This is a genomic window from Sedimentitalea sp. XS_ASV28 (assembly GCF_041224545.1).
Lineage (GTDB): Bacteria > Pseudomonadota > Alphaproteobacteria > Rhodobacterales > Rhodobacteraceae > Sedimentitalea.
In genome coordinates, this window is record NZ_JBGFGP010000167.1 from 1 (window position 1) to 13415 (window position 13415).

At 61.3% G+C, this 13415-nt stretch carries 12 protein-coding genes, 1 tRNA gene and 1 pseudogene; 6 read left to right on the top strand and 8 right to left on the bottom strand.

Translation table 11 applies throughout. The features are described 5' to 3' along the window. Window positions 1-141 precede the first annotated feature (141 nt). From AB9K34_RS20910 to clpS, 3 genes and pseudogenes are all read right to left on the bottom strand, one after another. A pseudogene (locus AB9K34_RS20910) lies at window positions 142-252 on the bottom strand (SDR family NAD(P)-dependent oxidoreductase); the annotation flags it as partial. Between the two features lie 32 nt (window positions 253-284). Next, on the bottom strand, window positions 285-1295 hold the full coding sequence (locus tag AB9K34_RS20915) for a class I SAM-dependent methyltransferase (RefSeq protein ID WP_369956506.1): 1011 nt from the start codon (window positions 1293-1295) through the stop codon (window positions 285-287). Between the two features lie 9 nt (window positions 1296-1304). Beyond that, window positions 1305-1646 (bottom strand): ATP-dependent Clp protease adapter ClpS, encoded by a 342-nt coding sequence (clpS, locus tag AB9K34_RS20920; RefSeq protein ID WP_369956507.1) that lies wholly within the window; start codon window positions 1644-1646, stop codon window positions 1305-1307. An 82-nt stretch (window positions 1647-1728) separates the two neighbouring features. Here clpS and AB9K34_RS20925 point away from each other — a divergent pair, with 82 nt between their 5' ends. From AB9K34_RS20925 to AB9K34_RS20945, 5 genes are all read left to right on the top strand, one after another. After that, complete coding sequence (locus AB9K34_RS20925) at window positions 1729-2445, top strand: HAD family hydrolase (protein WP_369956508.1); 717 nt, start codon at window positions 1729-1731, stop codon at window positions 2443-2445. Between the two features lie 198 nt (window positions 2446-2643). After that, window positions 2644-4128 carry a D-alanyl-D-alanine carboxypeptidase family protein gene (locus AB9K34_RS20930; RefSeq protein ID WP_369956509.1) on the top strand — a complete coding sequence of 495 codons (1485 nt, stop codon included), beginning with the start codon at window positions 2644-2646 and terminating at the stop codon, window positions 4126-4128. A gap of 82 nt (window positions 4129-4210) precedes the next feature. After that, complete coding sequence (locus AB9K34_RS20935) at window positions 4211-5170, top strand: DUF1403 family protein (protein WP_369956510.1); 960 nt, start codon at window positions 4211-4213, stop codon at window positions 5168-5170. Further along, complete coding sequence (locus tag AB9K34_RS20940) at window positions 5167-5781, top strand: SMC-Scp complex subunit ScpB (RefSeq protein WP_369956511.1); 615 nt, start codon at window positions 5167-5169, stop codon at window positions 5779-5781. The genes AB9K34_RS20935 and AB9K34_RS20940 overlap by 4 nt, the downstream gene beginning before the upstream one ends. A 99-nt stretch (window positions 5782-5880) precedes the next feature. Then, entirely contained in the window at window positions 5881-6570 is a 690-nt protein-coding gene (locus tag AB9K34_RS20945) for a GntR family transcriptional regulator (protein WP_369956512.1), read from the top strand. 30 nt (window positions 6571-6600) lie between these two features. On the opposite strand, the gene AB9K34_RS20950 is transcribed toward AB9K34_RS20945, so the two are convergent. From AB9K34_RS20950 to AB9K34_RS20960, 3 genes are all read right to left on the bottom strand, one after another. Continuing rightward, a complete protein-coding gene (locus AB9K34_RS20950) occupies window positions 6601-9114 on the bottom strand; it encodes a cation:proton antiporter (RefSeq protein WP_369956513.1) in 2514 nt (837 codons plus the stop codon). 287 nt (window positions 9115-9401) lie between these two features. Then, window positions 9402-9527 carry a type B 50S ribosomal protein L36 gene (gene ykgO / locus AB9K34_RS20955; protein ID WP_054004448.1) on the bottom strand — a complete coding sequence of 42 codons (126 nt, stop codon included), beginning with the start codon at window positions 9525-9527 and terminating at the stop codon, window positions 9402-9404. 78 nt (window positions 9528-9605) lie between these two features. Beyond that, a tRNA-Val gene (locus tag AB9K34_RS20960) sits at window positions 9606-9680 on the bottom strand. Between the two features lie 147 nt (window positions 9681-9827). Between AB9K34_RS20960 and AB9K34_RS20965 the strand changes: the two genes are divergently transcribed. Continuing rightward, entirely contained in the window at window positions 9828-10688 is an 861-nt protein-coding gene (locus tag AB9K34_RS20965; protein WP_369956514.1) for an N-formylglutamate amidohydrolase, read from the top strand. Window positions 10689-10697: 9 nt separating this feature from the next. Here AB9K34_RS20965 and AB9K34_RS20970 read toward each other — a convergent pair whose 3' ends face one another. Together AB9K34_RS20970 and AB9K34_RS20975 are read right to left on the bottom strand one after the other, a co-directional pair. After that, entirely contained in the window at window positions 10698-11687 is a 990-nt protein-coding gene (locus AB9K34_RS20970; protein ID WP_369956515.1) for a Hint domain-containing protein, read from the bottom strand. Window positions 11688-12267: 580 nt separating this feature from the next. Continuing rightward, complete coding sequence (locus AB9K34_RS20975; RefSeq protein WP_369956584.1) at window positions 12268-13401, bottom strand: alkane 1-monooxygenase; 1134 nt, start codon at window positions 13399-13401, stop codon at window positions 12268-12270. Window positions 13402-13415: the final 14 nt, after the last annotated feature.

Genomic DNA, 13415 nt, shown 5'->3' on the forward strand with positions numbered 1-13415 from the left:
GCCGTCGGCATGCCCGCCTCTTGCTCCTTGATCATCCCGATAATCTGCGCCTCGGTAAAACGGCTCTTTCGCATTCGTCTGCTCCTTCAAGGTTGGGCAGACTCTACATCATGATGAGGGATTTCGCGGGGGGCAGGTCACGGCGAACATGACATTCGCACCCTTTTCGACAAATTGCCGTCCGATTGCGAGACCGATGCCATTTGCGGCTCCGGTGACGATGGCGGTCTTGCCGGCGATGGAAAAAGACATTGGATTGCTCCTTGTGCAGGGGAGTGTGTGGCTCAGCGCCGCGTGCGCGTCGGCACGGGTTTGCCCGACACCCTGGGGCGTGTGGCGTGAAAGATCTTGAATCGGTTGTCGCCGCCCACATCCTCGACCCTGGCAAAGGACTCATCCAACCTGCGCTCGTAAGGCAGGTGCCGGTTGGCTACCATCCACAAGTGTCCGGAGGGCGCGAGCATGCGTGCCGCCGCAGCAACGAATGCCTGCCCCAGCGACGGATCCGCCGCCCGTCCGGTGTGAAAAGGCGGGTTCGTGACAATCGTGTCCGCCCGCTGCTCTGGGTTCCAGCGCGTGGCGTCCGCCCAGTGAAACCGGGCTCTCGGGTCGGTCACGTTCCGCCGTGCGCAGTCCAGCGCGATGGCGTCGGCCTCGACCAGATCGAGCCGCTGAACGGCAGTGTCCTTCAGAACGCGCCGCGCCAGGTAGCCCCAGCCGGCCCCGAGATCGACCACATGTTTTCCGAGCGCCCAGGGGAGCGCCCGCGCAAGGAGGTCCGAGGCCGGGTCTGTTCCATCTGCTGAGAACACACCCGGAGCAGTTACATAGCCATCGACAAGCTGCTGGGCAGCCGCCGACCAGTCTGCAAAGGCGTCGCGAGCGGCCACGAACCAGAAGAGCTTGCCATGTGCTTTCGAGATCGATCCCGATACCTCAACCCTCTTGCGGCAGTCCTTGAGCATACTGTCGATGCCGTCGGTCTTGGCGCCGTCGACGATAACCACGCCGCTGCTGCGCGCTGCCGCGGAGGCAATAAGTGCGCGGGCAAGCGCCTTGGCACGCGGCAGAATGACCATCGCAACAGAGCACGGGCTGTCGCCGGAGGCGACACAGGAATAGCCGAGTTCCTGAAAATGATCGAAATCGGGCTTGAACGGCTGAACAACCTCTACCCGATCGCTGGGCAACGCCGTCAGATCCGTCGACGCAACGGGATGCAGGACCGATATCACCCCTGTTTCGGGCAGAACGAGTCCGCCTGTTTCAATCGCCAGAGGCAGCCGGGCGGACATGGATGTACCCTAGTCTTCCTTTTCCATCGTGCATTGCAACGGATGCTGATGGCGGCGGGCGAAATCCATGACCTGACCCACCTTGGTTTCCGCGATTTCGTGGCTGAACACGCCGACCACGGCAACACCCTTCTTGTGTACTGTCAGCATGATTTCGAATGCCTGGGCATGCGTCAGTCCAAAGAACCGCTCCAGTACATGCACGACAAACTCCATCGGAGTATAATCGTCATTCAGCAAAAGCACCTTGTAGAGCGGCGGGCGCTTGGTCTTGGGGCGCGTCTCTAGCAGGACCGATGTGTCAGAATCGTCATCCGTCTTGTCCGACAAGGTTTCAGGCACTTTTGTCATTGCAGAAGGCAGTCCGGTTTTCGCGATTTTCTCTCAACGTTCATGGCTTATATAACCTTCCTGCGGGATTCGGAAAGAGCCAGTGACAAACCCAGTTTACACAAAAACACTGACAACTGTCGCCTTTGATGCCGACGATACGCTTTGGCACAACGAGCGCTTTTTTCACGACACACAGGCACAGTTCGCGGAACTGCTCGCCGATTATGCGGACCCCGCTCAGCTGGCAGAGCGCCTTCTGGCAGCTGAGAAGCGCAACATCGGGCAATATGGCTATGGTATCAAGGGGTTCGTACTGTCGATGATCGAAACCGCAATCGAGGTGACCGACCAGCGGGTGCCGGCCAGCGTGATTGCACGGCTGATGGACGCGGGGCGGGAGATGCTGGCCCATCCGATCGAATTGCTGCCATTCGCCCGCGAAGCGGTCGAGTCGGTTGCGGAAACTCATCGTGTGTTGCTCATCACCAAGGGCGATTTGCTGGATCAGGAGCGCAAGCTGGCCCAGTCCGGATTGGGCGATCTGTTCGACGGGGTCGAAATCGTGTCGGAAAAAACCGCACAAAGCTATGCCGCGATCTTTGCGCGTCACGGCGAGGGTGCCGAACGCGGGCTCATGGTCGGAAACTCGATGCGCTCGGACGTGGTGCCGATGATCGCCGCCGGTGGCTGGGGCGTTTACGTTCCGCATGGTCTGGCATGGGAGATTGAGCATGCCGAACCGCCGGTAGATGCGCCGCGCTATCGGTCGCTGGACGATCTGGAGGGGCTCGCCTGGCTGGTGGCGCAGATCGGTTAGCAAAACAGTAACCATTCCATGAATCGCCTTTTTAGTTGCGAGGCGCCGGTCGACCACTACATCTAGCGGAATCCGGATGAGTTCGCGTCGATAAACGGTTGCAACCAATGGGTTTATTTTAGCCGACTCCTGTGTTAGCCTATCCGCAACAATGAAAGTGTCAGCCGGAAAACCGGCGGCCCGAGGCAGACAGAGGCAATGATCGTGCAGGTTCGGCGTAGGCGTCCGGCCCAGAGGGGCCATTCTATTTTACTCGCTTTCTGGTTGTCGGTGCTGGTGCCCGTTGGCGCAATGGCTGCCCCCTATGCGGCCTTCGTCATGGATGCCCGCAGCGGCGAGGTGTTGCATTCGCGAAACGCCGACACCCGCCTGCACCCGGCGTCGCTGACCAAGATGATGACACTCTATATCGCGTTCGAAGCGGTCAGGAACGGTGAAATCACACTTGATACGAAGGTGCGGATCTCCAAACTTGCAGCGTCTGAACCGCCGTCCAAACTGGGTCTGCGGGCGGGGCAGAAAATTGCCCTGCGCTACCTTATCCGGGCTGCGGCCGTGAAGTCGGCGAACGACGCGGCGACGGCAATCGGCGAAGCGATCAGTGGCAGCGAAGCAGCGTTTGCACGGCGCATGAACCGCACTGCCAAGGCGATGGGAATGTCGCGCACGACGTTCAAGAACGCACATGGTCTGACTGAGAGCGGGCACCTGTCGACGGCACGCGACATGACGATTCTGGGCCGGCACGTGATTTACGACTATCCGCAGTATTACAATCTGTTCTCGCGCCAGACGGCGGATGCGGGAATCAAGACGGTGAGCCACACAAACCGTCGTCTCCTGCAATCTTACAAGGGTGCGGATGGAATCAAGACGGGCTACACCCGGGCCGCCGGGTTCAATCTCGTTGCCTCCGCACAACGTCGCAACGAGCGCGTCATCGCGACCGTGTTTGGCGGAAAATCCACAGCATCCCGCAATGCCCAGGTGGCGGAACTGCTTGACCTTGGCTTTCGGCGGGCACCATCTCGCGTGGCACTGCGCAAGCCCGCGCTTCCGCCCTATTCGGGAAACGTCGCATCGGGCGGGGAACCCGCAGCCAAGACCGTTAGGGTTGTCGCATCCATCCAGAAGAGCCTGAGGCCGCGCGTGCGGCCAAACCCCTCGCGGGAAGTGGCGGAAACCATCGTGACCGCCGCCGTCACCGAGACCGACGAGAAGGTGCAGGCCAGCGTCGACGCCGCGATCGCGGCAGCCGCGCAAAGCGTTGCTTCCGCAGCCAGGGAGGCACCGAAGGTCGAAGTCTCCAACGCCAAGCTGACCTCGACAGACATGTCGGTGCCAAGACCCGCCGTCCGCCCTGCCGAATTGACCGTGGCGCTGGCCAAGCCGAGCGCTCCGCCAGAACCCGAGGAGCCCGAGGTCGTGACCCGCTTGTCGACGTCCGGGGGACAGTATTGGGGTATCAATGTCGGTCGCTATGGCAGCCGCTACCAGGCGGAAAAGGTACTGCTTCGCACCGCACTTGCAGAGATGGCCACGCTTGACGGTACGTTGCGCAAGGTGAACCAGACATCTTCCGGTTTCGATGCGAATTTCGTCGGTATGACCCGCGAAACCGCCGACCTCGCCTGCCGTCGTCTCAAGGCGCGCAACGTCACCTGTTTCATGATCGGCCCATAAGCGATGCGCGACCCGCTGGAACAGGCGTTCGATCGCCTGTCGTTTATGGTCAAGTCCGGCGGGGCGGTTTACACTCCTGCTCATGACGCAGAAGAGCAAGATAGGCGCCGAGGCCCCCGGGTTTCCCAGCACTCCCGCATGGGTGCGCCTGGCCAAGCCGCCGACCGCCGAAAGCATTGCCTTTGCATCGGGCGCGCGCCTTGCGATGCTGGATGCGGCGCTTGGCGATCCCGTGGTCGCCGTGCCGCGCGGGCTTTTGGCGAATATCATGGCGCTGCGGGCTGCGACGGCGATATCAAGGCTAGAAGGCCGACTGGCGCGTGAAGGCGATATTCGCGACGCCTATCACCTGACGCCACCGGGTGAAGCGCGCGGACCGGATGGCGAGTTGCTGGCTTTCTGGCGCGCCTCTGTGCGGCCTGTATTGAATGGCCCGGACTGGCAGGGCAGGATCAGGGATATCGCGGGTCAGGATCAGGGCGCCCAGATCGACGCGTGGCTGGAGGATGCACAGGAGCGGGCGCGCGTTCGCGGGCCGCTGGGTGGGTGCAGCCGGATGCTGCAATTGGTCCTGACTGCGGATGACCGGGCCGAACGCCTGGCCTGTTTCCTGTCAGATGTGGTTCTGGCGCGGTCGCTCAACTGGACGAGCCCTCTGCCGGTGACGGCGCAGCGTGTGACGAGATCGGGATTGCGTTCGTTGACCACCGAGGGTGCTGCCGCTGAAATCGCCGTTCAGGCGCGTCTGCTCGATGCGATTCAGGAGACCGCGCTGCTGGCCCGTGATCTGGCGTCGCGGGCACGGGCGCTGGCCACCGTTGCGCCAAAGCTGCGAACCAAGGGGGCGCAGGCGGCGGTCGACCTGTTTCTGACGCAGGATGCGGTTGCGCCCTCGTCCATGCTTTCACCGCGCATACACGGTACCAGCATCCCGATGACGGATCGTGCGGCCCGGCGCTTTTGCAGTCGTCTGGTCGAACTGGGGGTGGCACGGGAACTGACCGGGCGTTCAACCTTTCGGCTCTACGGAATTGGCCCATGAGCGCGAAATCGCCACGCCGGGATCAGGGGCTGGACCGCGAACTGGCAGATCTTCCCGCCGAATTGCGCTGGCGAGAGTGGATGGCGCGCGTCGAGGCGGTGCTGTTTGCCAGCGCGTCTCCGGTTGACCGTGACAGTCTTGCACGGGTCATCGGCGCAGAGGCTTCGCTTGACCTTGTGATCGCGGATGTCAGGGCGGAGTTGTCCAATCGTCCCTACGAACTGGTCGAGACTGCGGGTCGGTGGATGTTGCGGACCCGCAGACAATTTGCCGACGCGATCAGGGCAGCCGCCGATCTTGATGACGGGATGCTTGAATTCAGCGAGACGGAAATGGCCGTCCTCTGCGCGATTGCCTATCATCAACCGATCGACCGCGCCGGGCTGGCTGAGATCTTTGGCAAGGAGATCAGCCGTGATCTGCTGACGCGCCTGCGGCTTCGCGAGTTGATCGCAACCGGGCCGCGCGCACCGAGGCCCGGCGCCCCGCATACCTTCGTGACGACGCCGGTCTTTTTATCGACATTCGATCTGCAAACTCTGCGCGACCTGCCTGATCTCGGATTGGCGGATGTTGTCCCCCCGTACGACAGCGCAGCATCGTCGGTATAACGTTGTCCGCCCGAGGCTGCTGCGTCGACTTGCACGCTTGTTTCTTATACACTGTACTTGGAACTATTATGTTTGCGTTTTATTCAGGGCCTGCCGCGCATGGGAACGACGTTCAAAGATGTCAAATCTGACATTCTTGCCAAAATTACGCTGGGCGAGTGGGCACCGGGGACGCTGTTGCCAAACGAAGTCGATCTGGCCGAGACCTACGGTTGTGCGCGTGCGACGGTCAACCGCGCGATGCGTGAACTGGCGGATGACGGAATTGTCGAGCGTCGGCGCAAGGCCGGCACGCGGGTGCGCAGCGCCCCGATCCGGCAGGCGCGTTTTGATATTCCCGTGGTGCGGGACGAGATCGAACGCGGCAACTCGGAGTACCGTTACGCCCTTGTCAGTCGCAAGGTCGAACGCGCGCCCGACTGGCTCAGGGCGCAATTGTCACTTGAGCCGGACACGCGGGCAATCCACCTGACCTGCATGCATTACGCTGATGGTGCGCCCTATCAATACGAGGATCGTTGGATCAACCTTGACGTTCTGCCGGCGGCCGAAAACGCCGATTTTACGGCGACCGGGCCGAATGAATGGCTGGTTGCCACCATACCGTTCTCGAATGCAGAGATCAGCTTTTCGGCATCGATCGCCGATGACAGGCTCGCAGAATATCTGGGATGTTCGGCAGGGCAACCGCTCTTCACGATCGAACGCTCGACGTGGTGGGAAACACGGGCCATTACCTTCGTTCGGCTGTATTTCCGTCCCGGGCATCGGATGACGACGAAATACTGAGCCGGGGCAGGGTGGCGGGCTCCGGAGCGATTAACTGCCGTCTGCAGTCGCGGGGAAAAGCCGTGACGGTTCGATGCCGCGCTTTTCGGCGCTCTCGCGAACGGCTTTGCGAAGGGCCTTGCTGCGGCCGAGCAGTCGGCGAAAGCGGTCTTCGTCCAGCACCAGAAGCGTTGTCGGTGCGATGGCACGGACTTCGGCGCGCGGCAATTTCTGCATCAGGATCGCCATTTGCCCAAACATCTCGCCGCGCCCGAGCCGCCAGGTCTGCCCGGCGGTTTCCAGTTCGACCGCGCCCGACGAGATGAAGAACACGCGTCTGGCGGCGGCGTCCTTGCGCAGCACGACCTCATCTGCATCGACATACCGGGTTTCCAGAACACGCCCCAGACGTCTCAGCGCCTTGTCGTCGAGGCTCGCAAAGAGCGGGAATTGTCGGACAAGGGCTGCTTTTTGCAATGCGATATCAAGGTGCGGGCGGATCTCGGCGGCAGCCCGGCGGGCGTTGAGATCCTGCATGAGCGAGGTGTAGACTTCGGAGCCGATCAGCCCGTCTTCACGCATCACCGTATATTCGCGTTCTTCAAGGCGAAGCGCCGTTCTGCGTATGAAACGGCGTTCCAGTTTCTCGGCGTAGCCGGGATATTGCAGCCGCAGCCCTTCGAGCGCGGTTTCCACGTTCTCGATCCGGCGCGACAGTAATTCATGCAGCAATTCTGCGACACGCCGCCCATGAATTCGGCGGATTCGCCCGTCGATAAAGCTGCCCAGATCGCGAAGGATAAGCCGTTGCGACAGCAGGAGTTCGAACCGGTCGGCGGTGATCCGGGCGAGCATTCGCGAGATCCCAAATCGGCGATGCAGAAGGACGGCGACGCGAAATGCCGGACCATAGGCGGAGCTGCGGCGCGCGGCGCGTTGATAACCGCTGCGCCCCTGGGTTCGGGCGCCTTCCATCAGCCGGTCCGCGACCGACAGGACCTGTTCGGCCATTCGTGCCGAAATCGTCCGCTCGCGTACGCGAAACAGAATGGTGTCGCGCTCAAGACCGGCAAGCGCGATCAGGCCAAGTGTGATCCGGTCGCGATCGAGAATATCGGCGCTTTCCTCGGCCATTTTCACCGCCGCATCGAGGCGCTCGGCAAAGTTCTTTGCCTCTGACCGTATGGTGTCGTGGTTCAGGTCATAGTTTTCGGTCGTGCTGGCCACATCTTCGCGCACCGTCTGCAACGCAACGGCGACCACCTGTTTCGAAAGCGCCTCGTCGATTGGCGACAGGCGGTCGAGACCAAGCCGACCGATTACCCAACGCAAGGTGGTACCCTGGGCGAGCAGGGTAAAAAGCGTGAAGCCGGTTGCGAGAATGCCGACAACGCGCTGGATCCCGTCGGGCACGCGAAAACTCTCGGTCACGGCAAGCGCCAACGCCAGTGTCACCGCTCCGCGCAGACCGCCCCACAGGATCGCGACGCGGTAGGGGCGATCGACGGCGGGCGACAGTTTGCACAGCGTCAAGAGCGGGAGCAGCCCGAACAATATGATCGCCCGGGCGGCGACAGCCGCGATGATCACCACGATGATGAGCAGGAAATCCCCGATCACGACATCTTCGAGAAGCCGAGGGATCAGCAGCGCGGCAAGAATAAAGATCAGCGCGCCGGCCCAATGCGCGAGCACATCCCAGAGTTCGCGCAGCTTGGTCCAGGCTTGTGGCGGCAACCGGCCCGGTGCCGTCAGGTTCATCGTCAACCCGGCAGCGACCACGGCGATCACGCCGGAGGCTCCGATGATCTGCTCGGCGATGATGTAGGCAAGGTAGGGCAGCGCGACGGAAATCGAGGCCTGCGCCAGTTCATGTCGGCGGAAGAGAGCCATGATCCAGACCGCGAGACGGGCCGCGATCCAGCCGGTTGCGGCGCCGCCGATGATCAACATCGGAAAGCGTGCAAGCGCCGTGCCGAGGTCGGGATCCGGGATGCCGAGCATGACGAACCCCATGAACAGGCCGAACAACGCAATGGCTGCGGCGTCGTTCAACAGGCTTTCGCCCTCGATGATCCGGACAAGTCGTCTCGGCGCCGATATTGAGCGGAATATCGAAACCACCGCCGACGGGTCGGTGGTCGACACGATGGCGCCGATCAGCAAGCACGCGGCAAGCGGCAACGTGCTCGCCCAGGACAGGGCATATCCGACACTCAGCGTCGCAACGACTACCGCCACCACCGCGAGCACCAGGATCGGCACCCAATCGTCGAGCATCCGGCGCAGGTTCATGCCCAGAGTGGCCTGAAACAGCAGGGTCGGCAGAAACACATACAGGAAAACGTTCGATCGGATAGGCAGGCCAAGGATCGCTTCGGCCACCGGGTTCAGCGCGTCGGTCAGATCGGTCTGCAGGAAGAAAATCGCGCCGGCGCCGATCAACACGCCGAGCACGGCGAGAATCACGCTATACGGCAGGCGCAACCGCTCTGCGAGCGGTTCGGCAGCGCCGATCACGAGAAAGAGCGCGGCGATGACTGTGGTGACAACGACGATTTCCATAATTCTCAAATACCAGATGAAATTGCCGACGCACGTGCGATCTTTGGTGTCGTTTCTGCCCCGGAAGTTACAGGCACCGGGATTTGCATTGGTTGTCTGTTCGCCACGACGGCATGGGACGCTCGGGGCCTATCCGGGCATTCGCCGGCACGCAGGCGGTCCGGTTTCACGCCGTGGAGGTCGACGGGGGATCGGAGGCCCAAACGAAACAAACCCGGTCACGGGACCGGGTTTGAGGTATCTCATGTGCCTGAAAACCAGTTTTGGTTTCCTGTGCGATGCTCGGCTTAGCCTTGGCGGGCTTTGAACCGGCGCTGTGTCTTGTTGATCACATACACGCGGCCTTTGCGACGCACGATCCGGCAATCGCGATGCCGGTTCTTGAGCGAGCGGAGCGAGTTCTTGACCTTCATGGCCTATCTCCTGTTCCTGTGGCGCGGGCCAGCGCCGGTGTTACGGGTGCCTCGGATCGCTCCGAAACAGTGAATTCATGGTGGGCACTACAAGGTTCGAACTTGTGACCCCTTCGATGTCAACGAAGTGCTCTACCGCTGAGCTAAGCGCCCATGAATACCTGCGCATCGTCTGCCCCAATAAAATGGGGCGCGGAAACCCGCGCCGGTAGCGGGGTCTATAAAAGGAGTCGTCAGCGTGATCAAGGGCTTTTGGCAAGAGAGTTTTCCTGTTTATGTTGAAGAGAACGAGGAGACGCGATGGACTACCCGCCCTTTCACCTGACCGAACCGAAACAACGCCTTTCCAGCGTGGTTTTTGCGTCCCCCCATAGTGCTCGCACATATCCGGCCGAATTCTTGAACCAGAGTATTCTCGACCCGCACACGATTCGGTCGTCGGAAGATGCTTTTGTCCATGAACTCATTGATTCGGCGCCCGAGTTCGGCGTTCCGCTGCTCGTTGCCGGGGTGCCCCGCGCCTATGTCGACCTGAACCGCAGTCCGGATGAGCTTGATCCCGCGCTCATCCAGGGCGCGGTGCGGCGCGGACAGAACCCGCGTGTGGCTTCGGGGCTGGGGGTCATTCCACGTGTGGTGTCCAACGGGCGTGCCATTTATGCAAGAAAGCTGACAATGGGCGAGGTGCGCTCGCGGATCGATCGCTACTGGCGTCCCTACCACGATGCGGTGCAACGGTTGCTTGAATCCGCGCATCTGACCTTTGGCCAGGCGATTCTGGTGGATTGCCACTCCATGCCTCACGAGGCCATGGACGGGGCCGTCCGGACCCGCGGACGTGCGCCCGACATCGTGCTGGGGGATCGGTTCGGCGCGGCCGCGGACGGGGAAATCGTCGACAGGATCGAAGCGGCCTTTGCCGCCGCCGGACTGCGTGTCGCGCGCAATGCTCCGTTTGCCGGTGCCTATGTCGCACAAGCCTATGGCAGGCCGTCACGCCGCCAACATGCCGTGCAGATCGAGATTGACCGGAAACTCTACATGGATGAACGGCGCATACGCCCGCATGCCGATTTCGAAGCATTCAGGACCGTCATGCGCGGGGTGGTGGCGGAAATCACGGCCATCGGTCAGGACAGGATGCCGCTGGCCGCAGAATAGCGCGCCGTGTCAGTGGAGCGCCATTTCGCCCTGTAAAAGTGGCTTTCGGTTGGCTGCATGTCGCTCGACCAGTTTCCTCTGCCGCTTGCTCGACGGGATCGGGCGAGCCGGAAGCGGATCGGTTTCGGCATCCTTCAGATGGGGAAAGATCGCATAGATTTCCTGCTGTGTTTCTACCGAAACCGATCTGAGTGTCTCGTGCCCGAGATAGAGGCTTTCGGTCGGTGCCGATTCTGCGAGGATCACCGCATGCCGGTCAAAGAGCAGATGGAAATACTCGACGGTCTCGACGCTGTGATCGACAAAAATGCCGGGCAGGGCGGTCAGCTTGATCGCGGGGACCAATACCTCGCTCGCGGAAAACATGCGTTCGACGATTCTTGATGCCACGAGCATGCGATGCTGTCGCGACACCAGCAGGTCACGCCGCGGCAAGCCATTGCCCAGGGCGCCGGCGCAGATCCGCACGGGGCGCAGCTTGGGACAGGCGCGCAATTCCTGCCCGCTTATCTTTCTGCTCATCGATGAACGCAGAACCATCGCCACGCCATCGCTGTCAAGCACGGTGTCGCCCGCCTGCAGATCCTGGACCATGCACTCTCCATAAGGTGTCGCGATCATGGTATCCTGCGTGAAACAGGGCGGCCCCAGGCTGGCCGTCGGGATCGGCGACTGGTTCGGAACCCCGTTGCCCGTGACGATGACGGCATCTCGCAGGACCGTCCCGTCGGTCGGTGTAAAGACCACGGTTCCATTTGCAAGATAGAAGGTCGCGCCGACGATCGTGGTGTTGGTGCCGCCAATCGTTACGGTTACCGTGTCGCCCAGATAGGTCTGGGTAATGTCGATGCCGTTGATGCTGTCGGTACCAAAGCCGGTCAGAAAGTCATCGTCGTTCTGATCGGTGATGGTGTATTCACTGACAGTCAGCAACGTGCCGGCGGGCGGTGGAGAGAAGGGATCAAGCGTCCAGAACTGATCTGTATATGATGTGGGCATCGGTCTCTGGCATGTTCACTGGCAACTACGCTTAGAGCCTACTGCACTGCTGTTGAAAAAGTAAGGATTTATTGATTTTCGGGGCGCATATCCATGACGCTCCGGCAAGGGTTGGCGCTTGCCGGTGCAGATGATCGGGCAAAATCGGGTCCGTCGCCCCTTTTGACGAAAAAATTGAGCTGTTCTGGTCCGATACCGGGACGCAACAGGTGCGTCGGGCGCTTCGGATCACCCTGAGTCGGTGGACGGCCAATTCGATCTTTCAGGGCGGATTGTTTCGGTGGCAGTTGTGGAACTCAGCCGCAGGCCCCGCTCATGTCCAGAATATCGCGAATCAGCACGGGCGCGATTTCGCCCTTTGCGACCACATGGCATACTCCCGCCCGCCTTGCCTTGTACCGCATGAAAGGCGACGGCAAATCCGTCGCTATGATGACCGGTGTGCAACGGAAAAGCGCGTGCAATCTTTGGCGATCAGACAGCACGGAGGCGTCGCCGGTAGGCTACGGCATTGCGTGTCAATGGTCCCCAAATGTTGCGTGCCCAACCCGCCGCAGAAGCGTTAAGGAAGCGTTGGTGCCTATCGTGGCAGTGGATTGACGCCCTTGTTATAGGCGCGCCAGTCGTTGATTTCGGGGTAATAGGTCTCTCGCCAGCGTCTGACGCGCGGGTTCATGACGCGCCGCCACAGGGGCGGTATCATCGCCGCGATGGTCATGACGGGATAGCCGTAAGGCAGTTGCGGAGCCTGTGACGTGCCGTAATTCTGGAGCAGGGGAAACCGGCGGTCGGGTTTGTAATGGTGGTCGGAATGGCGTTGCAGGTTGATGAGCAGCCGGTTCGAGGCCTTCTGTGCCGCATTCCAGGAATGCCGGGGTTGCACATGTTCGTATTTTCCGTTGCCCAGGTGTTTTCGGGTCAGCCCGTAATGTTCGACATAGTTCACCAGTTCCAGTTGCCAGATCGCGACACCGGCCTGCATCAGGAAAAGACCGATCCCGCCCCACCCCCCAAGCAGGAAGGCCAGGAGAAGCATTGCGGCCTGCAACGCCCAGTATCTGAAGAAGGGGTTGGACCGGTGGGTCCAGGGCAGATCCCTGCGGGCCAGCTTGTCGCGCTCCGCCCGGAATGAAGAGATCAGGCTTTGCTTCAGAACGCGCGGATAAAAGCGGTGGAAGCCCTCGTTATAGCGCGCCGTGACCGGGTCGCGCGGCGTGCCGACATAGCGATGATGGACCAGCAGATGTTCCGAGCGGAAGTGCGAGTAGAGCACCATCGCCAGCAGGATGTCGGCGAGCATCCGCTCGGCGCGGCTGCGCTGGTGCATCAGTTCGTGACCGTAATTGATGCCGATGGTGCCCGTGATCACGCCAACCCCGAAGAACACCATGAGCTTTTCCGGCAGCGACAGGTGATCGGCACCGTGCACGTACCAGATCAGGCCGAACACGGTCAGGAATTGCACCGGCACCCAAAGGATGGTCAGGGCCTTGTACCACGCCAGATCCGCGTCAGGCGTGTCGGGATCCGCGTTTTCAAGATCCAGGCCGACGAGCCCGTCCAGCCCGGCGAATGCATACCAGGTGACAAGCGGCAACAGCAGCACGGTCCAGCCGCCCCAGATCGCGCTGATCCAGGCGATCGGAACCAGCGCGAAGGATATCCAGAAAGGGATCGCAGTCTGCCATTTCCTGAGCGTTGCATTTGAGATCATCGGTCTGTCCATGC

Coding starts and splice junctions, on each gene's coding strand:
- AB9K34_RS20915 (WP_369956506.1), bottom strand. CDS start 1,295: ATGTCCGCCCGGCTGCCTCTGGCGATTGAAACAGGCGGACTCGTTCTG.
- clpS (WP_369956507.1), bottom strand. CDS start 1,646: ATGACAAAAGTGCCTGAAACCTTGTCGGACAAGACGGATGACGATTCT.
- AB9K34_RS20930 (WP_369956509.1), top strand. CDS start 2,644: ATGATCGTGCAGGTTCGGCGTAGGCGTCCGGCCCAGAGGGGCCATTCT.
- AB9K34_RS20935 (WP_369956510.1), top strand. CDS start 4,211: ATGACGCAGAAGAGCAAGATAGGCGCCGAGGCCCCCGGGTTTCCCAGC.
- AB9K34_RS20940 (WP_369956511.1), top strand. CDS start 5,167: ATGAGCGCGAAATCGCCACGCCGGGATCAGGGGCTGGACCGCGAACTG.
- AB9K34_RS20945 (WP_369956512.1), top strand. CDS start 5,881: ATGGGAACGACGTTCAAAGATGTCAAATCTGACATTCTTGCCAAAATT.
- AB9K34_RS20950 (WP_369956513.1), bottom strand. CDS start 9,114: ATGGAAATCGTCGTTGTCACCACAGTCATCGCCGCGCTCTTTCTCGTG.
- ykgO (WP_054004448.1), bottom strand. CDS start 9,527: ATGAAGGTCAAGAACTCGCTCCGCTCGCTCAAGAACCGGCATCGCGAT.
- AB9K34_RS20965 (WP_369956514.1), top strand. CDS start 9,828: ATGGACTACCCGCCCTTTCACCTGACCGAACCGAAACAACGCCTTTCC.
- AB9K34_RS20970 (WP_369956515.1), bottom strand. CDS start 11,687: ATGCCCACATCATATACAGATCAGTTCTGGACGCTTGATCCCTTCTCT.
- AB9K34_RS20975 (WP_369956584.1), bottom strand. CDS start 13,401: ATGATCTCAAATGCAACGCTCAGGAAATGGCAGACTGCGATCCCTTTC.